General features: G+C 46.7%; 16 protein-coding genes. 2 read left to right on the forward strand and 14 right to left on the reverse strand.

Annotation, left to right across the window (positions count from 1 at the left end):
- Position 1: 1 nt before the first annotated feature.
- From hpf to ACYVAA_RS07380, 4 genes are all read right to left on the reverse strand, one after another.
- The gene (hpf, locus tag ACYVAA_RS07365) at positions 2–307 is read right to left on the reverse strand and encodes a ribosome hibernation-promoting factor, HPF/YfiA family (RefSeq protein WP_226334919.1); all 306 of its coding nucleotides are present in this window, start codon (positions 305–307) and stop codon (positions 2–4) included.
- Between the two features lie 31 nt (positions 308–338).
- Positions 339–1,223: a site-specific integrase gene (locus tag ACYVAA_RS07370; RefSeq protein WP_460540043.1), complete on the reverse strand. Its 885-nt coding sequence runs from the start codon at positions 1,221–1,223 to the stop codon at positions 339–341.
- 57 nt (positions 1,224–1,280) lie between these two features.
- Positions 1,281–1,475, reverse strand: a complete 195-nt coding sequence (rpsU, locus tag ACYVAA_RS07375) for a small ribosomal subunit protein bS21 (RefSeq protein WP_460540045.1) — start codon at positions 1,473–1,475, stop codon at positions 1,281–1,283.
- A gap of 105 nt (positions 1,476–1,580) precedes the next feature.
- Positions 1,581–2,720 carry an acyl-CoA dehydrogenase family protein gene (locus ACYVAA_RS07380; protein WP_460540135.1) on the reverse strand — a complete coding sequence of 380 codons (1,140 nt, stop codon included), beginning with the start codon at positions 2,718–2,720 and terminating at the stop codon, positions 1,581–1,583.
- A gap of 228 nt (positions 2,721–2,948) precedes the next feature.
- Here ACYVAA_RS07380 and galE point away from each other — a divergent pair, with 228 nt between their 5' ends.
- Positions 2,949–3,962, forward strand: a complete 1,014-nt coding sequence (gene galE, locus ACYVAA_RS07385) for an NAD-dependent epimerase/dehydratase family protein (protein ID WP_460540047.1) — start codon at positions 2,949–2,951, stop codon at positions 3,960–3,962.
- Positions 3,963–4,973: 1,011 nt separating this feature from the next.
- Here the strand turns inward: galE and ACYVAA_RS07390 are convergent.
- The 7 genes from ACYVAA_RS07390 to pdxA form a co-directional block, all read right to left on the reverse strand.
- Entirely contained in the window at positions 4,974–7,706 is a 2,733-nt protein-coding gene (locus ACYVAA_RS07390; protein ID WP_460540049.1) for a glycoside hydrolase family 78 protein, read from the reverse strand.
- Between the two features lie 147 nt (positions 7,707–7,853).
- Positions 7,854–9,416 (reverse strand): glucosidase family protein, encoded by a 1,563-nt coding sequence (locus ACYVAA_RS07395; RefSeq protein ID WP_460540051.1) that lies wholly within the window; start codon positions 9,414–9,416, stop codon positions 7,854–7,856.
- A gap of 8 nt (positions 9,417–9,424) precedes the next feature.
- Positions 9,425–10,651 (reverse strand): glycoside hydrolase family 88/105 protein, encoded by a 1,227-nt coding sequence (locus ACYVAA_RS07400; RefSeq protein WP_460540053.1) that lies wholly within the window; start codon positions 10,649–10,651, stop codon positions 9,425–9,427.
- 469 nt (positions 10,652–11,120) lie between these two features.
- Positions 11,121–13,562 carry a glycoside hydrolase family 95 protein gene (locus ACYVAA_RS07405; RefSeq protein WP_460540055.1) on the reverse strand — a complete coding sequence of 814 codons (2,442 nt, stop codon included), beginning with the start codon at positions 13,560–13,562 and terminating at the stop codon, positions 11,121–11,123.
- A gap of 222 nt (positions 13,563–13,784) precedes the next feature.
- Positions 13,785–15,260 carry an alpha/beta hydrolase family protein gene (locus ACYVAA_RS07410; RefSeq protein WP_460540057.1) on the reverse strand — a complete coding sequence of 492 codons (1,476 nt, stop codon included), beginning with the start codon at positions 15,258–15,260 and terminating at the stop codon, positions 13,785–13,787.
- Positions 15,260–16,435, reverse strand: a complete 1,176-nt coding sequence (locus tag ACYVAA_RS07415; RefSeq protein ID WP_460540059.1) for a four-carbon acid sugar kinase family protein — start codon at positions 16,433–16,435, stop codon at positions 15,260–15,262. Before ACYVAA_RS07415 ends, ACYVAA_RS07410 begins: the two co-directional genes overlap by 1 nt.
- A complete protein-coding gene (gene pdxA, locus ACYVAA_RS07420) occupies positions 16,413–17,465 on the reverse strand; it encodes a PdxA family dehydrogenase (RefSeq protein WP_460540061.1) in 1,053 nt (350 codons plus the stop codon). The genes ACYVAA_RS07415 and pdxA overlap by 23 nt, the downstream gene beginning before the upstream one ends.
- Before the next feature lie 29 nt (positions 17,466–17,494).
- On the opposite strand from pdxA, the gene ACYVAA_RS07425 reads away from it, so the two are divergent.
- Entirely contained in the window at positions 17,495–17,665 is a 171-nt protein-coding gene (locus tag ACYVAA_RS07425) for a hypothetical protein (protein WP_460540063.1), read from the forward strand.
- 35 nt (positions 17,666–17,700) lie between these two features.
- On the opposite strand, the gene ACYVAA_RS07430 is transcribed toward ACYVAA_RS07425, so the two are convergent.
- The 3 genes from ACYVAA_RS07430 to ACYVAA_RS07440 form a co-directional block, all read right to left on the reverse strand.
- Entirely contained in the window at positions 17,701–18,846 is a 1,146-nt protein-coding gene (locus tag ACYVAA_RS07430) for an iron-containing alcohol dehydrogenase (RefSeq protein WP_460540065.1), read from the reverse strand.
- Positions 18,843–20,420: a sodium:solute symporter family protein gene (locus ACYVAA_RS07435; protein WP_460540067.1), complete on the reverse strand. Its 1,578-nt coding sequence runs from the start codon at positions 20,418–20,420 to the stop codon at positions 18,843–18,845. Before ACYVAA_RS07435 ends, ACYVAA_RS07430 begins: the two co-directional genes overlap by 4 nt.
- 89 nt (positions 20,421–20,509) lie before the next feature.
- On the reverse strand, positions 20,510–21,415 hold the full coding sequence (locus ACYVAA_RS07440) for a dihydrodipicolinate synthase family protein (protein ID WP_460540069.1): 906 nt from the start codon (positions 21,413–21,415) through the stop codon (positions 20,510–20,512).
- Positions 21,416–21,418 lie beyond the last annotated feature (3 nt).

Here is a 21,418-nt window from a genome sequence, read left to right on the forward strand (position 1 = left end):
GTTATTGTCTTGCCAAAACTAATTTTTCCTTAAACTTTTTGATCTGTCTTCTCAGTCCCTCGATTGCCTCATCAGCAGCTGCCTCAAAAGAATCCTTCTGATGCTTTGCAAACAACTGTTTCCCGGGCACATTCAATTTGATTTCAACGATTTTGTTTTCATTTTTTTCGTTTTTATCGAGTCTCATAAATACCTCCCCGTCAATAATTCGATCGTAGAAGGTGTCCAACTTATCGGCCTTCTTCTGAATAAAATCAATCAACTTTTGATCTGCGTCGAAATGGATTGAATGCATTTGTAATTTCATAATGTTAACAGTTTAAAAGTTAAACTTTTATTTAAGCTTTAGGATGTGCCTGTTCAAACACAGCCTTGAGTTTTTCCATTGAATTGTGGGTGTATACTTGCGTGGCGGCAAGATTGGCGTGCCCCAGTAGATCCTTGACCGCATTAAGGTCTGCTCCTTTATTAAGGAGGTGTGTCGCAAAAGTATGTCTCAGAAGGTGAGGGCTACGCTTGGACGTCTGCGCGAAAAGGTCTAAATACTTCCTCACTATCCTGTATATTTTCATTGGGTACGCTTGCTTTCTTTTATTATTAACGATAAAATAATCACTCTCGTTTATATTTAAAAATGTTTCTTCAAATACTTTTCTGTACGAAATAATATTCTTACATAAAGCATCGGTAAGAGGGATTATTCTTTCTTTCTTTCGTTTTCCGAACACCCGGACAGATCGGGCAGACAGATCCACATCTGCCCATTTTAGATGGATCAACTCTGAAAGCCGGACACCTGTAAGGTAAAGAAACTCCATCACCATCTTATCTCTTCGGCCTTCAAAATGTTCTCCGTAATCAACTTCATTGAGGAGCTGTTCCATGGAAGCCTCTTGAACAAACTCAGGTAATTTCTTGGGAGTCTTAAGCGCCCGCAGTTTATAGGTTGGATCCTTGGAGATTTCGCCCGATCGTAATAAAAATTTATAGAATGACCGTAATGTAGCCATCTTACGGTTCACGGTGGTGGCCGAAAGGCCCTGCTCAACCAAGTCTATCATCCAGGCCCGGATTTCTCCGTGTTGCGCCTTGACCATATCCTCTTCCCCAAAAGACAAGTTTAAAAATTCCTGGAATTGCTCCAGGTCCTTTTGGTAAGCCAACACCGTATGCGCGCTGGCCCTTTTTTCATGTTCTAGGTAATTTATAAAAGAAAAAAGCATATCGGCGTAATTAATACACCAATATGCTCAATTATTTTTTAAGAAGGAAAGATTTGCTTATTTCCCTTCTTCGTCTTGCATCCTTTGTTTGTAGGCGGCTTTAATGACTTCAGTTCTTCTCTTTACAGAAGGCTTCTCAAAGTGCTGACGCGCTCTCAGTTCACGGATTGCTCCAGTTCTGTCAAACTTTTTCTTGAAACGCTTTAGCGCTTTTTCGATAGATTCGTTCTCTTTTACGTTTACTACGATCATATTTTACACCTCCTTTCGGCTGCAAAGGTAAGAAGATTATTTTTAAAACCAAGATTTAAATCAGCTTGTGAGAAGACATGTCCACGGTCGACTGCAAATCAGAACTCACTTCAAAATCTCCCTAGAAATCACCAATTTTTGAATTTCGGAAGTACCTTCACCAATCGTGCAAAGCTTGACGTCCCTATAATACTTCTCCACGGGATAATCCTTGGTAAAACCATAGCCCCCAAAAATCTGAACAGCCTCATTGGCCAGCTCCACAGCTATTTCCGAGGCATAATACTTGGCCTTGGCACTCGCCAAGGTAACAAACTCGCCCCGGTTCTTCAGATCAGCGGCCTTAAAAGTAAGCAGCTTGGCCGCCTCCAGCTTGGTGGCCATTTCAGCCAACTTAAAGGATATGCCTTGAAAAGAACTTATGGGCTTATTGAACTGATGTCGCTCTTTCGAATAGTTGATCGAAGCCTCCAATGCCCCTTCCGCAATGCCCAGGGAAAGGGCTGCAATGGATATTCTTCCTCCGTCCAAGACCTTCATGGACTGGATAAAGCCCTCGCCCACTTCTCCCAAAACCTGGCTTTTGGGCACCTTACAATCCTCAAAAATCAATTCAGCGGTCTCTGAAGTCCGCATTCCCAGTTTATCTTCTTTCCGGCCTCCCCTAAAACCTTTCATCCCCTTTTCCAGCACAAAAGCGGTCATACCATGCTTATCCCCTACTTCACCTGTCCGGGCGATAACCACCGCTACATCTCCTGAAACACCGTGGGTGATAAAATTCTTCGCTCCATTTAACACATAATGGTCCCCTTCCTCAATCGCAGTGGTTTTCATGTTCGCAGCATCGGATCCTGTATTGGGCTCAGTAAGTCCCCACGCTCCCAAATATTCACAAGTGGCCAATTTTGGCAAATATTTCTTCTTCTGCTCCTCATTTCCAAAAAGCATGATATGCCCTGAGCAAAGAGAATTGTGGGCCGCCATGGACAATCCAATTCCCGGATCCAGTTTGGCGAGCTCCATGATCGCCGTCACGTATTCAAAATAACCAAAACCGCTGCCGCCGTAATCATTTGGGATCAACACTCCCATCAAACCTAGTTCTCCTAGTTTCTTAAAAAGAGCAAGCGGAAAAGTCTGCTGATCATCCCAATCTTTGCGATAGGGAGTGATTTCTTTGGCCCCAAAATCCCGGATCATCTGGGCAATCATCCTTTGGTTTTCATTCAAATCAAAGTCCATCATACTATTACTGTTTATTGGGTTATATTCTTTGAGCGTGAGTCTAAAAAAGGACTGCAATTGCGTTCCCTTTTGAAACCACCTCTCTTGTAAGATATTAACTTCCAATTAAAAATTAAGTTTTTTAATCCATTATTAAGCGGTAAAAATTTTATGCCATGAGCGATTGATTTATATTTGTCTTGACATCATAAGCCGACCTATCAACCCTAGTAAAATATCACATTCATGCAACAAATTTTAATTACAGGCGGAGCAGGATACATAGGATCGCATACTGCTGTAGCCTTGGTCAACGCCGGTTTTGAACCGATCATTATTGACAATTTTTCCAACTCCAATAAGAATGTCTTAAACGGCCTGGAAAAAATCCTCGACAAAAGCGTAAAATGCTATGAAGGAGACTGTAACGACCGGAGCATCATGCGGAAAATTTTCCAGGAAAATGACATCCAAGGGGTCATCCACTTTGCTGCTTCAAAGGCCGTGGGAGAAAGTACTCAAATTCCACTGACCTATTACAGCAACAACATCAATTCCTTGGTCATTTTGCTGGAAACCATGAAGGAGTTCGGTGTAAAGGACATTGTATTCTCCTCCTCATGTACGGTCTATGGCCAACCGGATGAGCTTCCGGTAAAGGAATCCACCCCGCGCAAGGATGCGGAGAGTCCCTATGGCAATACCAAACGGATCTGTGAGGATATCCTGATGGATCACGTCAAAAGTGGGGCAAAAGCGAGAATAGTCGCCCTACGTTATTTCAACCCCATCGGTGCCCACCCCTCTTCTTTGATCGGAGAGCTTCCACTGGGTGTTCCCGCAAACCTGATTCCTTTTGTGACCCAAACCGGCGCAGGGATCAGGGAAAAGATAACGGTTTTCGGTGACGATTATAATACCACTGACGGCACCTGCATCCGTGATTATATCCATGTCATGGACCTGGCTGATGCCCATGTCAAATCCATCCAGTACCTTGCCCAACAAAAGGACAACTTCTTTGACCTCTTCAATGTGGGCACTGGAAATGGCAATACGGTAATGGAAGTCATCCAGGCATTCGAAAAGGTAAGTGAAAAGCCCCTCAACTATGAGATAGGCCCTAGAAGGTCCGGTGACATCGAAAAAGTATGGGCCAATACGGACAAGGTAACAAACGTCCTCGGATGGAAGCCGCAGTTTGGACTGGAAGAAGCCCTAAAAGATGCCTGGAACTGGCAGTTGAGCCTTGAAAAATAAACCAAAACAGTACAAGACAGTACAGGACGGTATCTGTAAGAAATAAAACTACTTTTAACCTATAATTAATAATTTTAATTAGGGGTTTATTAATCGAAAACCATCTGCTTCCTAAGCAGATGGTTTTTTCTTTTAAGGGGTAGTTATTGGTTATTCGGAAATTAGGTTCTTGGGCCCACATTCAGAAATCGTAATTCAACATTCATCATTCCAAATTTAAGCTAACCAAATAGTCAAAACAAAAATAAATGAAGCTAGGCTAATGGCTCCCTAGCCTCCCCCCACCCTTAATGATCCTTCATACCTTAATGGTTAATAAAGTAAAACATGAAGAAGTGAGGGAGTATGGAGCTGCCCCGATGACCGTCCCTAATCTTACAATACCCCTTAATTCCCTTCACTACTCATAAATAGTTATAGATGATTAAGTCTATTTAAGTTGGTAAGGAGATTAGTTATTGGTTATTCGGAAATTAGGTTCTTGGGTCCACATTCAGAAATCATGTATCATCATTCCACATTTAAGCTAACCAAATAGTTAAAACAAAAGTAAATGAAGCTACCCTACTGGCTCCCAAACCTCCCCCCAACCTTAATGATCCTTCATACCTTAATGGTTAATAAAGTAAAACATGAAGAAGTGAGAGAGTATGGAGCTGCCCCGATGCACCCCTAATCTTGCACCCCTTAATGGCCCTTCATACCTTAATGGTTCAAAACAATACATGAAGGTCTTATGTTTGAAAAATAGCGTAAGCCAAAATTCTTATAGTCCTTCCATCTGTGTCAATCAGTGTTCATCTGTGGACTTAATGGTAAAAAATAAAACATGAAGGAGTGAAGGGTCATGATGCTACTCTAATCGCTCCCTAACCTTTCCATGCCTACCCTTAATGACCCTTCATACCTTAATGGTTCAAAACAAAACATGAAGGTCCTATGTTTGAAAAAGAGCCTAAGCCAAAATTCTTATAGTCCTTCCATCTGTGTCAATCAGTGCCCATCTGTGGACTAAAAAACAAACTCATACTTTCCAGACCCCACCACCACATTCATCTCTCCTGACTTCAGCGACTTCCCGTCCATGGTGATCTTACTACTGGCCTGTTGAGGCAATGTCACCTTTGCGGTTGTATTTACCGGGACAGTGACCTCCCAGATGATCTTCTTACCTTTTCTCCTCCAGTGGCTGCCAATCTCCCCATAGGGAGACCCATAAGAAGCCTTCACAAAATCTAAGCCCTCCACAAAGACCGGTGCCAGTTCTATGCTCTTGAAACCGGGGCTGTCCTTGCCGGGCTTGATGCCCGCCAGGCATTCATAATACCACACCATCAAATCCCCCAGCAGCATCACATGGTTTTGGGAGTTCATGCTGGCCTTGGCCACATTGCCGTGCCACAGCTCCCAGATGGTGGTGGCCCCATTTTCGATCATATACCCCCAGCTGGGATAGGTCCGGTTACTGGCCAGTTTCAGGGCCAGGTCTGCCCTACCAAAGTCCGTCAGTGTCCGCATCAACCATTGGGTGCCGATCAAACCGGTACTCAGGTGGCCATTGTTTTTCACCTCTATGGTCTCCACAATATGATCAAAGACCTTCTGCCTATCCTCCTCTTTCACTATCCCAAAGGCCAAAGGCAAGAGGTTGTCGGTCATTTTATTCTCACCATAGTAGCCTTCCTCCTTATAGAATTCCTCCTGAAATGCATCTCCGACTTTTGTCCTTAAAGACTGATAAGCCGGTATATCCTCTTCCTTTCGGATGATTCGGGCAAAATCACTCATCATCCCCATAAAATGATAATAATAAGCCGTGGAGATCAGCTCACTCGGCCGCTTCACATCGGCATTTTGCCCCGTCCCGGCCTCTATGGAAGGGGGTGGCACACACCAGTCTCCATAACTGTCTTTGGTAAGGATATAATCCTCGTCCATATAGCGGTCCTGCATATAATCCAGCCACTTTTTCATGGCAGAATAATGGTCGGCGATCAATGAGGTGTCCCCGGAATGCTCAAACAGCATATTGGCTATCATCAGATAGGTTCCGGGCCAGGTCATATTATCACTGTAATACCGCCAGTAAGCCGGAGCCACATCGGAAATACTGCCATCAGCCTTTTGGGACAAACGGATGTCCTCCAGCCACTTTTTATAGAGCCTGGTATTATCAAACATATAATTTTCCCCATGTGCTCCTACCGCCCGGTCTCCCAACCAAGGCTGCCGTTCATTCCTTTGCGGACAGTCCACCGGCATACCCTTATAGTTTCCGGCAATTCCCCACCAGGCATTCTGATAAATCTGGTTGAGGGTCTTATCGGAAGTTTCAAAATGACCTACCGTCCGTATATCATCGTAAACCATCTTTCCCACAAAATCAGCCAATTCAGGCTCTCCCGGATATCCGCTGACTTCTACATACCTGAAACCATGATAAGTGAATTTGGGCTCCCAAGTCTCCTTTTCTCCTCCCTTGAGCACATAAGTATCCGTCACCCTGGCGTCCCGCAGGTTGGTCATAAAAAGCTCCCCATCTTCTTCCAAGGACTCTGCAAACCTCAATCTGACCGTATCCCCTTTATTTCCTTCCACGGACATCTGAAGCCAGCCGACCATATTTTGGCCCATATCCAGAATAAAGCGGTCATCGGCAATTTTGGAAATGGAAACGGGCTTTACCTCCTGCATTACCTTCATGTTCTCGTTCATCTGGGCTTCAAAATCCCCTCTCGGCTCTTGTACATATTCGGCCTGAAGCCATTTTCCATCATCGAATCCTGCCTGATCCCAGCCGGGGAACTCCTTGTTGGCATCATAATATTCCCCATCGTATTCATTATTGTTCCGGATGGGACCATCTGCTGTTCCCTTCCATTGGTCATTGGATGAGATCACCTCTTTGCTCCCATCCGCATAGTGAATCACCATATGGAAAAGCAGTTTGGGGAAGCCAAAATTCTTGATCTTATAGGGTTTGTAATCCTGCCTCATGGTAAAGTAACGGCCATTGCCCAGCACCACACCTATGGCATTATCAGCGCCAGATTGGATCAGCTTGGTGACATCAACAGCATTGTACTTTACATTTTGGGTGTAATCCGTGGGTGTAGGGGCCAATACCGCATCCCCCACTTTCTGCCCATTGACACTTAGTTCATACAGGCCCAGACCGATGATATAAGCAGTAGCGGATTCAACCTCCTTCTTCACCGAAAACTCATTTCTGAAATACCTGGCCCCTAGGGTGGAAAAGGTAGAAACATCCTCCCAGGGAAAAGCCCTGTCAAAGCCTATCCATCTTCCCTTCCAATCCTTGTAATACAAAAGCCCTACGCTCCAAGTTGACACATCACTCCAGTCACTTTCTCCCTGATTCGTCCACACTTTTACCTTCCAATAGCATTGGGTATCACTTTCCAGCTTCTTTCCCGAGTACGGCACATTCACACTGGCACTGGACAGCACCTTGCCGGAATTCCAAAAATCAGCTTTCTCTGGGGTCAAAAGTTCTGGTGCAGAAGCCACCAACACTTGATAACCTTCCTGATAGGTACCTTTTTCAGCAGAAGTGATCTTCCAACTCAGTTTGGGCCCGTCAACATCTATCCCAACAGGATTGGTAAGCATCTCTACTTTCAGTTCACTCAAACCTATCGTCCTGTCCTCTGATGGGAAGGTCATTCCTATAAGCACTATTCCTAAAACTAGTGTAAATAAAAGGCAACTTGTCTTTTTCATATCAAAAGGGAAATTTAGGATTCCTTAAAAGCGGTAAAAGGAGGCCATCAAAGAAAAGCCCCCTTTTAAACCTATCAACCTAAATCAAATACTATTTTTTTATTCATGGCATGACCCAAAGTCATGCCATGAATCGCTTTCCTAATGCTATTTTCTTTCGGCCACCAGCCGCTGCAAATGGTCGGATGAGGCAACTTCCTCTCCATTGACCAGCACATGCAAGCCTTGGCCTTTGTTATATTTCTCTCCGGTTTTGTCCCAGAATATCGTCACAATATCTCCCTGATAGGCAATATTGTCCAGACAGAACCAGTCCCATTGGTCTTCTGGAAGCTGTGGATCCACCACCACTTTTCCGTCCGCCTGTGGTCTGAATCCCACCAACCCGGTAATGATCATATCATTAAAGGTGGAATGGTTATAATAGCGGCTCCTTTCTTGGTCGCCCTTTAGCCAAAAACCCGTCTTCTCATCCAAATACTCCCCTATATAGGGTCTTCCACGGTAGTACTGGGATTCCACGTATTTTTCCATATGGCCAAAGTAATCCTCCTTGCCTACCATATCCTGATCATAGTCGATTAGCAGGTTGGCCATGGCCGTAAGGGTCTGGGAAGTGGCAAAAGGCCAAATGGCACCGTCCCACTCACAGTTGCAGCAGCCATGGCTTCTGAAATCCGGATGCCTGCATTCCGCGGTGGTCAGCCCAAAAGGAGCTAAAAAACCTCCTTCGTCTGTCACCTGGTCCCAAGCGGCAGGGTAGGGCTGCTTGTCGTCCGGAAGGTTAAAGTACCAAGGGATAAAGCCTATGGCCTCCCGCACTCCGGCAAAACCGCCTTCTTCCTTGATAGTCTCAAAGAACAGGCTTTCCTCGCTCCAGAGATTTTCTTGTACCAAACTCTTGATTTCTTCTGCCTTCTGATCGTACCTGGCCGCCATCTCTTCGTCGCCTTTCAGCCTGGCAATTTTGGCAATAGCTTTGGCATTGCCGTACATATAGCTGTTGATGGTCGGGCGAACATTCTTGACATGCCTTCCTCCGCTCAGGGACTCTTCCATGCCGTCTTTTACGTCGATCTGCCAAAACAGGCCGTCATCCCTTCCCCGGTTTTCTTCCCACCATTGGTATTCTTCCACCAAGTCGGGCAACATGTCCAGCAAATACTGTTCATCCCCATCCACTAGATATCGATTATAAAGGGCATCCGCGGTCCAGCTGCTGAAATTATGCAGCTTGTTCATCGGCTTGCCTTCATTCCCCCTATACCAGGTATGGACGATCTGGTCCAAATAGGAAGGGTTATGCAGCCAACGGGACTCGTAGATATGGTGCCCCACGGCACAACTGATCAGGTTATATTTGTCCGCATAAGAACGCTCCACCAGAAACTCGGTCATGGCATAGCCCACCGGAGTTTCCTTGATATGCTTTCTCAGTGACCACCACCTGAAATAAAATATCTCTTCAAAGTTTTCCTGTGGCGCCTCAAACAAAGGGACATTCTCCTTCATCCATTCCCAGGACTGGGCATTGGGGATAGCTTGCTGGATATTTTCATCCTCCATGCGGTTAAAATATTCCGCATAATGCTTAAAATCTTCTTTGTTGAGTAGGGCAGGTCCTGGTTCATTTGAGGTTGCCGCACAGCCCTGCAATAAGGCTCCGAATGCGACACACAGCAAAAAAACGGTTATTCTTGAGTAATGCATTCCCTATATTATGGATTATTCCTCAGATATCTTTCATGCTCTATGCTGGCCATGATGGCCGGTGCGGTAGCCTTGGGATCATTGTCCTTGATCAGTTCGGAGATATAATATTCGAAACTCCCGTCACGGTTGCCATCTCCCCCCAATCCGGCCACGGAACAGCCATCTGTTACGCTTACCGTTCCGTCATCTTCCACCCTAAAAAATTCATTTACCAATCCTTCATAGCCCTTGTGCGCAACCGCAAGATATTTCTCCAGAAGATATCCTTTGCGCACTCCTTTATAAAGAAAATAAACGAACATCGCAGTACCGGAAGACTCCAAATAATTTCCTTCCCGGTCTCCGAGATCGGTCACCTGATACCATGTTCCTGAATCCTTGTCCTGATACTTTTCCAGTCCCACCGCTATATCATTGGCGATCTTGATCAGCTCTTCCCTGCCTTCATGGCCTTCCGGCAGATAGTCCAACACATCCACGATCGCCATCAGGTACCAACCGATACTGCGGCTCCAGAAATTGGCCGACAGACCCGTTTGTTTATCCGCCCAGGCCTGTTCCTTGCTTTCGTCCCATCCGTGATAAGGAAGATGAGTTGTTGGATCATAATGAACCTTGGAAACCTCCATGAGCTGGTCCACGGCATCATCGATATGCGCAGGCTGGTCAAACTCCTGTCCATAGGCGGCCAAAAAAGGACCCGCCATGTACAGTCCGTCCAACCAAACTTGGTGGGGGTATTTTTTCTTGTGCCAAAAACCGCCATCAGAAACCCTTGGGTGACTCTCCAGCTGCTTCATCAAAGTGTCCAGTGCCTTTCTGTATTTTTCTTCTCCGGTCACATCATAAAGAGGAATCAGTACCTTACCGGAATTGATGTTATCAATATTATAGGTTTCCAGCTTATAGGTTTTGATGGTGCCATCCTCCTCAATGATGTTTTCACCAAAGCCTTTGACAAAGTCAAAATACTTCTGCTCACCGGTGTATTCGTGCATGTCCAGCATGGCCTTGCAGACCAATCCTTCGTGATAACCCCAGTAAGGATCTCCAACGATCCAGTCTTCAAAACGCTTCATGTCCGAATCCGCCAAACGTACCGACCAGCTTTCCGTTTTTTCAACTGTTAAATCAGCATCTGCAGTTTGGTTTTCGGCTTTATTGCCCGCTCCTCCACAAGCCCCCAAGAGAAGCATTGCTGTTCCTAAAAGTCCTGAGCTTACTATCTTCATATTCTTTATCATAATTAAATTATTAGAGTACTTCTTAAGAACTTCCTTGCCCACACCCCTCTTTCCCCTGAAGGGGAGGTCAGCCCATCTTATTGGCATTCGTCCAAATCTAGCCCTCGTTTGTATTTCGGGCATTTTTTTGGCTAGATACAAGTCCTACTTAGACCTTCCAGGTTTCAAAAGCGTCATTCTGAGCTTGTCTGGAGCCAAACAGGGCTTGGCGTGGGGTTGAGAAAAGGAAGCCGTCGGAATCTCATAATAAGAAGATTGCCACACCCTTCCCCCCACACTTACCCAAACGCAAAAGGCTTCGCAATAGCCTGCCCCGATCACTTTCGGGGACGCTGGCGATCCTATTTCGCTGCTTATTAAATCGGCCTCAGGTAAAATCTAGAAGGTTTTCAATTCGTGTTAATCCGTGTAATTCGTGGACCCACCTTTTTTAAACCATCCCTACGAATCCTTGGACTCACCTCCCCGTAATGGTATAAATCTCTCCTACCTCGGTCTCCAAATCATATTCCTTATAATCCGGCAGTTCGACCTTATTCAATTTTGCCTTTTCAGAAACCAAGGCTTGCTTCACCTCGGGCAAGTCAAAGAAGTGGTTTTGATTTATTCCTTGGGCCGCTTCCAGGCCTTTACCTTTCAATCTATCCTCTGAGCGAAGCCTTAAGTTTCCTCCCAAATGGGATTTCACCACCAGCTTTTCCAATCGGTTGTCCTTCCAGCTCATTTCCACGATCTCAAAACCTCCACGGGCTCTCAGCCCTTTAATACTGCCCTTTTCCCATACGCTGGGCAAAGCCGGCAAAAGGTGGATGGCTCCCTCATGGCTTTGCATCAACATCTCGGCTATACCAGCTGCACAGCCAAAATTCCCGTCAATCTGAAAGGGCGGATGGGCATCAAACATATTCGCATAGGTGCCGCCTCCTTTGGTTTCCGGCGTCACCAAGCTCAACTGGTTTTGTAGCAACTTATAGGCATGGTCGCCATCCAGAAACCTCGCCCAGAGGTTCACTTTCCATCCCATGGACCAGCCTGTGGATGGATCCCCCCTGAACATCAGGGAAGTTTTGGCTGCATCAAACAGTTCAGGGGTCCTAAACGGAGAAACCTGATTGCTGGGGAACACCCCATATAAATGGGAAACATGACGGTGCTTGTCATCAGGATCATCCCAGTCATGCATCCATTCCTGCAACTGACCATGTTGCCCTACCTGCATAGGAGGCAACTTAGCCCTGGTTGCTTCCAAAGTATCCGCAAATTCCTGGTCTATGCCCAAGATTTCCGAAGATCGGATCAAGTTGGTAAAAAGGTCAAACAAGAGCTGGTTGTCCATGGTCACTCCGGCAGCAATGGTAGCTCCGTGAATATGACTGTTTTCCGGTGAACTGGAAGGAGAGACCACCAACCAATTGTGCTCAGGTTCCTCGATCAGAATATCAAGGAAAAACTCAGCTGCCCCTTTCATGATCGGGTAAGCTTCTTGGAGAAAGGCCTTATCCCCGCTGTACAGGTACCGCTCCCACAGGTGCTGACAAAGCCAGGCTCCTCCACCCAGCCACATCCCGGAAGCGGCATAATCGATTGGTCCCGTAATACGCCAGATATCGGTATTGTGATGAAGCACCCAACCACGGGCACCATACATCATCCTGGCCGTCTCTTGGCCCGTTTCACTGACTTCCCTGACCATCTGCAGAAAAGGCTCGTGCATTTCGCTCAGATTGGTCAGCTCTGCCGGCCAATAGTTCATCTCTGCATTGATGTTTACGGTATATTTACTTTCCCAGGAAGGGAAAAGCATATCATTCCAAATACCCTGCAAATTGGCCGGCTGCCCGCCCGGCTGGGAACAGGAAATCAACAAATACCTGCCAAACTGAAAATACAAAGCAGCCAATTGGGGGTCATTGGTTTCTGAAAACCTTTCAATCCTTACATCAGTGGTGTTATCTGCGGCATCCGAAGTGCCCAAATCCATAGCAACCCGGTCAAAGAACTTTTTATAGTAGGCCTCATGCCTAGCTTTGATGGTGGCAAAATCCTTTTGCAAGGCAGCATCCAGCAGTTCCTCCGCTTTCTTTTCATACTCCACCGAAAGGTCCTGATAGTTTTTGAAGTTGGTAGCAATGGAAATATACAGAATAACTTCATCCGCACCTTTAACGCTGATCAGGCCGTCCTTTGCTACGAGCTCGCCACCGTGGTTGACCGCTTTTACCCTACCCTGAAACTTCACGCCACCTTTTTGGTAATCATGCGTTCTGGAAACACCCGAAAGGGTCAATTGATCTTCCCTGACCCTGGCCACCGCATTATCATGGGGGCTGGTCATCTGCACATTGAAGGTGAGCTGCCCGGGCTGATCAGCAGAAAGCCTTACCATAATCACATTGTCTTCTAATGCTGTAAGCACCTCCCTGGTATAACGCACCCCATCGACCGTATAGGCCACAGAAGCCGTAGCATTTTCAATATTCAGGTCACGGTAATAATCACTATAGTCCTGATGTCCCGGAAATGAGATATACACATCTCCAAAAGTCTCATAAGGCATCCCGTCATTGGTCTGGGACATGATCTTCTGATTGGCCAATTCTTGTGCTGCCTTGTAATTTCCATCAAAAATAAGTCTTTGGACATATGGGATGGCATCTTTGGCCTTGTTGTGGGCATTGCTGTTCGGGGAACCTGCCCAAATGGTTTCTTCGTTGAGCTGAAGACGCTCCACAGCCGGAACCCCAAAAACCATCGCCCCAAGCCGGCCATTGCCCAAGGGCAATGCTTCGTTCCAGTTGGAGGCAGGCTCATCGTACCAAAGTTTCCACTCGGTATCCTGAGCCTGAAGCCCGTTTGCAAATATTAATAGAAAAAGAACTAAAAGCTTTGTCCAACGCATTGGTTATTGAATTTTTTAGTTATTGAGTTACTTAGCTAATCCGGATTTGAAATCCGGATTCCAAATAAATGGGGATTTATTATCCCCTTATCACGGATAATAAATCCGAAATATTAAAGTTCGGGATTGCAAATCCCGAACAGCTGTTTCTTTCAAGTCCACAGTTGACAGTCGACGGTCGACAGTGGACCATCAACAGAATATCCAAACTCTTTCTACGCCTTATTCCAAAAGCTGAAACAAAGCTTCCTTTCCCTTTATCGCATTCCCAGGCAACCTTTCTCCCTCATCCCCAAATACCTTAAGCGTATTTTCATCTTCTACAGTCACCCCGCTTTCATCCACTTTTCCATCTTCTCCCATCCACTTCTGGATATCCAGGCCCAAATGCTTGGCCATAAAAGGGTACATGGCCTGCCGTTTGGAATACTTATAGTCATGCCCCTCCTCCTGGAAATGCACATTTTCCAATTGGGTTTCTTGACCATAAAAACCATATGTCCTTTTGATAAAGGGATATTCGATATCAGGAACGGTGCTGCTCCAATCTCCACCATCTGAAATGATCAGCAAAGGCCTTGGAGCGGTCATCGCCGCTATTTCAGCATTGTTGGTGCCTCCTCCACACAAATGGATAGGTTTGCCACTCTCACAAGGGCATCCGCCTGAAAAATGCGAGGATACCATCACCGTCGGCACGGATACTTTGATCCGATCATCGATGGCGGTCAGCAACATCGTTTGGGAACCACCGCCTGAGCCACCCGTAATACCAACCTGCTCTGGGGCGGTCTCTTTTAAGGAGCTCAAATAATCGATCCACTGGATCCCGTTCCAAGTTTGTAGGCTATGGGCAAGGCTAAGCCTGTGATCCGTGGACTCAAACTGCAATAAGGATTCTCCCCAGGCAAAGAGATCATAACCCACCACCACGGCCCCCATTCTTGCCAAGGTGGCCGCCCTGATTTGCTGGCTTTCCCGGTACCTTCCCTGGCCAAAATGGCCGTTGGGCATGATGATCACAGGATGGTCCTTCTTCAAAGGTCTGGGCCTGTAAACGGATCCCGTGGTAAACACTCCAGGCAGGACTTCCAGGGCCACATTCTCCACCGAATAGCCCTTGTAATTTCTTCTTTTGGTAATAATGGGTCTGGAGTCAGGTTTAGCGGGAAGTTCATTTAATCCCAATGCATCAAGCATACATTGTTTTAGCTCAGTCTTCCGGATCTCCCATTCATCTTTGTTTCCATAAAGCGTTTTGAAGTAATCTAGCTGCTCAGCTCCGCTTGAGCTGGATTTTTTATGGTATTGGAAAGGTTTGATGGAATAGCTACCGTCTTCGTTTTTGTAATAGGTAAGGTCAAACGGCGCCAGTAAGGCTGTTAGGGAATTCTCCAAATTGCCCTGCCGGATTCTCCAAAAAGCGTAATCCAGTTCCTTTCCGCTGACCAAGTCCTCATTATATTGAAGCTTGACCTGAAAAATCTCCTCAATCCTGTCCAAGGTAGCGGAAAGTGATTCCCGATAGGCACTATCTGAGTCCTGGGCAAAGCTGCCTCCAATAAGGCCAGCTGATAGGATAACGGCCAGTAAACAACTAAAAATAAATGATCTGTTTGGGGTCCAAAGTCCACAGTCGACTGTCGACAGTCGACTGTTAACTGCTACCCCCGAAAGAGAACAAGTCCTCTCCTCCATTACAGCACAGGTTTTTGAATTTCAAAGTATTTATATACCGCTTCAGGCCAAGGGTAACTTCCTGGCTTGATGGTCAAAACCAAGTCCCGGTTGACCGCTTTGAGCCTTACCACACCAGGGCTCAATTCCTGCATAGGAATCAATGCCCCAAGTGCAAGTTCATCAATGACCGCACAGGTAGTGGCCCCGCCTTCCAGCAACAATTCTCTTACGGGAACTTCCTCGATTACCTGGGAAACTGCCCTTGCAGTTCTCTTCTTCAGGACAGCCGGGTAATTCTCAAAGTTCACCTTCTTTTTGCCGTAGGCCATAATGACCCTTTCTCCGTCCAACAGGCCTTGGCTGACATCAGCTACCCAGTCGCTCATCCCTGCTGGATTCTCCTCCTGCTGCATCACCTCCTCTGGCATTTCACTCAGATGAACGCCTTTTTCCACTGCTTTGGTGACAAAGTCTTTACTGTTCTGGTGACTGCTCCCTGCAATCATCAGGCTGTTGCCATCAAATGAAAGCGGGTCAGGTTCCTGTCCGAGCATCCACTCCGGAAAATTCCTCTTCAGGCACATCTCAAAGAACGCCGCACTTCCTGCAGGAAGGACCGTACTGTCCATCAAACTTGCCCAAGCATATAAATCGAGCATGGTTTCCGAATCCGGAATATTGAAACCTGGCTTCAGGTCCTCTTCTTCCGAAAACTTCCCGTACAATACCGGCAGTTCATTTTCCCTCAACAGGTCCTTTACATTGGCAGATAAGGCCGGAAAAGTCGGATCGTCCTTGAAACTGGTTTCGTTCAGGGGCCTTCCCTTCACATAGTAATTCCCCTCACTGATACTTCTTCCCGTATAGGGGTTGGCAGGAGCCAACAACATCTTTTCTTTATGGAGCTTTTTGGCCAACACCTTCAGTTCGGCCGCCACATGGCCCCTCATGACAGAGTCAGACTTCTTGAAAATCCATGTAATACCCATTTCCAACAGCTCGGCAGCAATCCTTTCGGTTTCCTGTACAGCCTCTGCCTCGGACATCGAACGGGTATCCGTAGCGATCACCATTACATCAGCTCCGCTGGCAGGCTTGGCATCCAGAGAGAAAGAAACAGGAATCCCCCATCTTAAACATACTCCGGCAATCTCTGCTGCCCCTGTAATATCATCGGCTATAACTGCTATCATGTTTTCTTCTGTTTTGGGCCATTGGTATGGCGTAGTCAATTGCTAAATTTAACGCATCCTCAGAGGCTATGCCCTGCCCGGCAATTTCAAAGGCAGTTCCATGATCCACCGAAGTGCGGATGATCGGCAAGCCCAAAGTGATATTTACCCCTTTGACACTTTCCATTGTTTTGGTTTCATTGTTCCACTTGAAGCCGACCATCTTAAAAGGAATGTGCCCTTGGTCATGGTACATGGCCACACAGCCATCGTAATATCCTTGTACCGCCTTGGCAAAAAGAGTATCCGGCGGCACCGGCCCCTCCGTAACAAAGCCCTGGGCCTTGGCCTCCTCTACTGCTGGCAGAATTTCCTGATCGTCCTCAGTTCCGAACAATCCGCCATCACCGGCATGGGGATTCAATCCTGCCACACCAATCCTGGGAGCTTCTATTCCAAACTGCACACAGGCATCATGTAACAAACGGATGACATCCAGCACCCGGTCCTTTTTGACCAGGTCACAGGCCTGTCTTAACGGCACATGGGTCGTCACATGGATCACCCTCAGGTTTTGCTCTACCAATAGCATCGCAAATTTTTCGGTGCCGGTAAATTCGGCGTATATTTCTGTATGGCCGGCATAATGGTGCCCGGCCAGATTGATTGATTCTTTGTTGATTGGAGCTGTGACCGTAGCATCCACTTCCTCTGCCAAAGCCAGTTCTATGGTCTTCTTTACTGCTTCAAAAGCTGCATTCCCGGCCATGGCACTTACCTTGCCCATTTTCAGCTGATCCTGATCCACATTGTCAAGGTCAAAAACATCTATCGCTCCAGGATCAAAATTCGCATCACCGACGGTTTGGATAGCATTTACCTTAAGATCCACCCCAAGCCTCTCTGCCATTAGCGCTATGGTTTGGGCATCACCCACCACCAAAGGCTTACAGTTTTCATGAATTCCCCCGTGGAGAAAGCTTTTAACAATGATCTCAGGCCCTATGCCGGCCGGATCACCCATGGTAATGGCTATTATCGGTCTTTCCATATTCTTTTTTTTTAGACTTTAGACATGAGATGAAAGGTTCAAGACCGGACATTTCCCTGCCTTACGCTAACCGTCATTGCGAATGTTTGGACATTGAGCCTGTCGAAATGCTCAAATATGAAGCAATCTCATCTTTGAAGGAAAAGACTGCCACACCTTCCTTTGACGAGCCTGCCTTTGACCAGACAGCTTCGCTGTGACGTTAAATGCTTATAATCTCTTTCTCATCCCACTTCTAAAACAAATTATAATATATTCGCTCTGCATCCTCATAAGTTAGCTCTTTGGGATTATTTTTCAATAATCTGGTCACTTTCATCGCTAACCCTGTCAATTCCGTCACATCTTCTTTCTGCACCCCCAAAGCAGTCAGGTTTTGAGGAATATCACAAAGCCTCACTAATTCTTTTACTTTTTCCACCCCATTTCTGGCCGTTTCCTCCAAGGTCTTACCTTCCTGTGCTCCCAAGGCCAAAGCTATCTGTACATGCTTTTGAATATTTGCAGGCATGTTATAAGCCATTACCTCCGGCAATAAAACAGCATTGGCCAAACCATGGGGCACATGGTATTTTCCTCCAAGAGGATAGGACAGTGCATGAACAGCCGCCGTATTCACCGGCCCCAGGCACAAGCCCCCGTACATACTGCCCAAAGCCACCGCAGAACGGGCTTCCAGGTCGTCCCCGGCCTCAAAGGCCCGCTGCAGGTTTTGCCCGATCAGGGCAATCCCCCTAAGGGCATAGTCATCCACCAAAGGATGGCTAAACTTATTGGTAAAGGCCTCAATACAATGAGACAAGGCATCTATTCCCGTCTCAGCGGTGATTTTCGGAGGCAGTCCCACCGTCAGCACCGGATCGATATAAGTAGCATCGGGCACCAGATAAGGACTGATGATCCCTTTCTTCTCCAATGTTTCTTCATCTAAGAGAATGGCATTTGGAGAAACTTCACTGCCTGTACCCGAGGTCGTTGGGATGCACACCATATGCGTGCCCCGGCCTTTTAACAAATTTATACCAACAAATTCAGATAACTGCCCAGTACTGTCCTGCATGGCCGCCAAAATTTTGGCCAGGTCCAAAACACTTCCCCCACCAATCCCTACAATACTCTCCGGGGCGAATTCTTTGACCCCTTCCAAATACTCCTCATATAGGCCAAAAGTAGGTTCTCCGGCTTCGTAGACGACCAGTTCCACTTCCATTCCACTGTTTCTCATTTGTTGCAGGCCTTCCTTAAGCGCCCCCACCAATGGTTCGGCGATCAATATCCAAACCTTTTTTCTTCCTGCTGCTATCGCATCCTCCACAAACTGGGACAACGCTCCGGTCCCAAACACCAATTTTTGTGGCTGTAATAAACTTATTGCCCTCATGAAAGTTGACTGATTTTTTCCTTATTATTCTTCTCTTTGAAATAGCCGTAAATGGTCAGGCTTCCATCAGCCTTGGGCCGATCAAAGAACAGGCTGGCCACATAACCCACCACCAAAACAATCAAATGACTATATACCCCCAGCATGTACTTATGATGGGTAAAATTGTATTTCCCTAAATCCAGCAGTAGTCCCGACTCCCCTCCAAAACTCATCGGCGTAGAGGTCAGCAAGGCATAGGCGGTAAACAGGATACAGGCAATAATCCCGATATAAAGCCCCTCCTTGTTGGCTCTTCTGCTGAACAGGCCAAGCAGGAAAATCCCCACTATCCCTGCCGAGAAAATGGCATAAAGCCCAAATACCGCTCCGAGCACCCCTTGACCTTGCCACAACACATACAACACGGCCACAAAGGCGGCCGCCAAACCGGACACCAACACCAAGATTCTGCCCACTTTCAATTTCTGTTGGGTGGTACACTTGGGGTTAAATCGCTTGTAGTAATCTTCCACGCCTACCGCTGCCAGACAGTTCATATCCGAATCCAGGCTGGAAATAGCTGCTGCCGCTAAAGCCGAAAGCACCAAGCCCGTCACTCCAGGAGGCAATTCGGTCATAATAAAATAAGGGAAAACCGCATCCACACTGGTACCTTCTGGTAATGCTGAGCCTGAAATCTGATAAAAGACAAACAGCAAGGAGCCGATAAGCATAAACAAGGTCCACACAGGAACACTTAAGAACACGCCCAGATAAGCTGCCTTTTTCGCCTCATGATCATTTCTGGCAGTCAGGTACCTTTGTACAATGGTCTGGTCCGTGCCGTATTTCTGGACGGCATAAAACATCCCATTCACCACCATAACGACAAAGGTCAATTGGGTAAAATCGATATCATAAGGGCCAAAACCTATTTTCTTCATGTTGATGGCCTCTTCCAAGACCCGCTGTGCCCCTCCTTCCGGCACCCATAGCAAGAGACCCAAGCAGAAAATCCCGCCTCCGATAAGTAAAAATCCTTGGATAACGTCCATCCAGATAACTGCCTCTATCCCTCCCAGAAGAGTCAATACGATTATTACAAAAGTAAGCACCCCGATAATGGCAAAGATATTGACATCCATCATACTGCTCAGCGCGAGGCTTACCAGGTACAATACCGTCCCCATCTTCGAAAAGTGTGTCAGCACAAAAGCCAATGAACTGTACAGTCTGGCCAAAAAGCCAAAGCGCTTTTCGAAATACTCGTAAGTACTCAGTCCGATCACCTTTCTGAACAATGGCACAATCACCCAGATCATGCAGACCAGGACAAGAGGCACCATCAAGCCCTGAACCAGTAAAATCCAGTTGGACTTATAGGCCGCACTGGGATAAGCCAAAAAGGTCACACTGCTGATCAGTGTCGCAAAAATGGACATCCCAATAGCCCATGAAGGAATCCCTCCCCCTCCGGCGAAGTAATCCTCACTGCTTTTTTGTCGTTTTGAGAAATAGATCCCCATATATACCGTTCCCAAAATCGAGATAACGATCAATAGGTAATCTATCCAATGCAATCCTGTCTCCATGCGGTTATTGGGTTATTGGTTACTTAGTTATTGACTTCTTATTTATTATCCTTTCTCACTTCGAAGCTGTTCCGGATTTGCAATCCTACTTATTTCACTTTCGCCATCAGCTCTTGCCAGTGGTCCAGCACCTTTTCCTGCTCACCATTGCTCAGTTTTGTCAGCGGTGGCTTCATATAAGGTTGGCACCAGCCTTTTTGCTGCATCATCAGCTTCAGGGCTGCCAGCGATGCTCCCAAACTTCTGCCTCCTTGGTAGATTTTGGCGACCTCATCCGTCAGCTCTTGGTAATGCAGGGCCTTTTCATCATCCCCCTCCAATGCCGCAGAATACAGTTCTTTGTACATCTCAGGTACAATATTGCCTGTACTTGGGACAATACCATCCGCCCCTGTCCTGAGACTGTTGGCAGATTGTGCTCCCCAACCACAGAAAAAGGAAAAATCTTCCCTTTCCCGGTACTGGTCAATGGCCGAATGCATCCTGGAAATATCCCTTTCCGAATCCTTCAATCCCCAAATATGCGGATGGTGACTCATCTCCTCCACCACCGCAAGCGGAATGGACATCTGCGTGGTGGCCTTGATATTGTACATCATCAGCGGGCCTTGCAGATGCTCCGCCAACTGTTCAAAATGTACTTTCATCTGCTCATCTGAAAGGACATAGTAAGCAGGCAAAGTAGCCACAATCACATCCACCCCTAAATCCAGGTACTGTTTTCCCCTGCTGTGCTGCTCTGCCACCAAATTGCTGACCACCCCGGCGTAAACCTGTTGGCCCGCTGATTTGGCAGCCATGGTTGCCTTGATCATGTCCACACTTTCCTTCTCCGAAAAGGAAGCAGATTCCCCCGTAGTCCCCAGGACCAATGGGGATATGTTGTTTGCAGCAAACTGCTCCATGATTTTCCCAACAGCATCGGTATCAATCTCCCCCTTTGCAGTCAGCGGGGTCACCATGGGCACTACTACTCCTTGATATTTCTTTTTCATATT

The sequence above is a fragment of the Echinicola sediminis genome (assembly GCF_054777495.1).

Coding starts and splice junctions, on each gene's coding strand:
- hpf (WP_226334919.1), bottom strand. CDS start 307: ATGAAATTACAAATGCATTCAATCCATTTCGACGCAGATCAAAAGTTG.
- ACYVAA_RS07370 (WP_460540043.1), bottom strand. CDS start 1,223: ATGCTTTTTTCTTTTATAAATTACCTAGAACATGAAAAAAGGGCCAGC.
- rpsU (WP_460540045.1), bottom strand. CDS start 1,475: ATGATCGTAGTAAACGTAAAAGAGAACGAATCTATCGAAAAAGCGCTA.
- ACYVAA_RS07380 (WP_460540135.1), bottom strand. CDS start 2,720: ATGGACTTTGATTTGAATGAAAACCAAAGGATGATTGCCCAGATGATC.
- galE (WP_460540047.1), top strand. CDS start 2,949: ATGCAACAAATTTTAATTACAGGCGGAGCAGGATACATAGGATCGCAT.
- ACYVAA_RS07390 (WP_460540049.1), bottom strand. CDS start 7,706: ATGAAAAAGACAAGTTGCCTTTTATTTACACTAGTTTTAGGAATAGTG.
- ACYVAA_RS07395 (WP_460540051.1), bottom strand. CDS start 9,416: ATGCATTACTCAAGAATAACCGTTTTTTTGCTGTGTGTCGCATTCGGA.
- ACYVAA_RS07400 (WP_460540053.1), bottom strand. CDS start 10,651: ATGAAGATAGTAAGCTCAGGACTTTTAGGAACAGCAATGCTTCTCTTG.
- ACYVAA_RS07405 (WP_460540055.1), bottom strand. CDS start 13,562: ATGCGTTGGACAAAGCTTTTAGTTCTTTTTCTATTAATATTTGCAAAC.
- ACYVAA_RS07410 (WP_460540057.1), bottom strand. CDS start 15,260: ATGGAGGAGAGGACTTGTTCTCTTTCGGGGGTAGCAGTTAACAGTCGA.
- ACYVAA_RS07415 (WP_460540059.1), bottom strand. CDS start 16,435: ATGATAGCAGTTATAGCCGATGATATTACAGGGGCAGCAGAGATTGCC.
- pdxA (WP_460540061.1), bottom strand. CDS start 17,465: ATGGAAAGACCGATAATAGCCATTACCATGGGTGATCCGGCCGGCATA.
- ACYVAA_RS07425 (WP_460540063.1), top strand. CDS start 17,495: ATGAAAGGTTCAAGACCGGACATTTCCCTGCCTTACGCTAACCGTCAT.
- ACYVAA_RS07430 (WP_460540065.1), bottom strand. CDS start 18,846: ATGAGGGCAATAAGTTTATTACAGCCACAAAAATTGGTGTTTGGGACC.
- ACYVAA_RS07435 (WP_460540067.1), bottom strand. CDS start 20,420: ATGGAGACAGGATTGCATTGGATAGATTACCTATTGATCGTTATCTCG.
- ACYVAA_RS07440 (WP_460540069.1), bottom strand. CDS start 21,415: ATGAAAAAGAAATATCAAGGAGTAGTAGTGCCCATGGTGACCCCGCTG.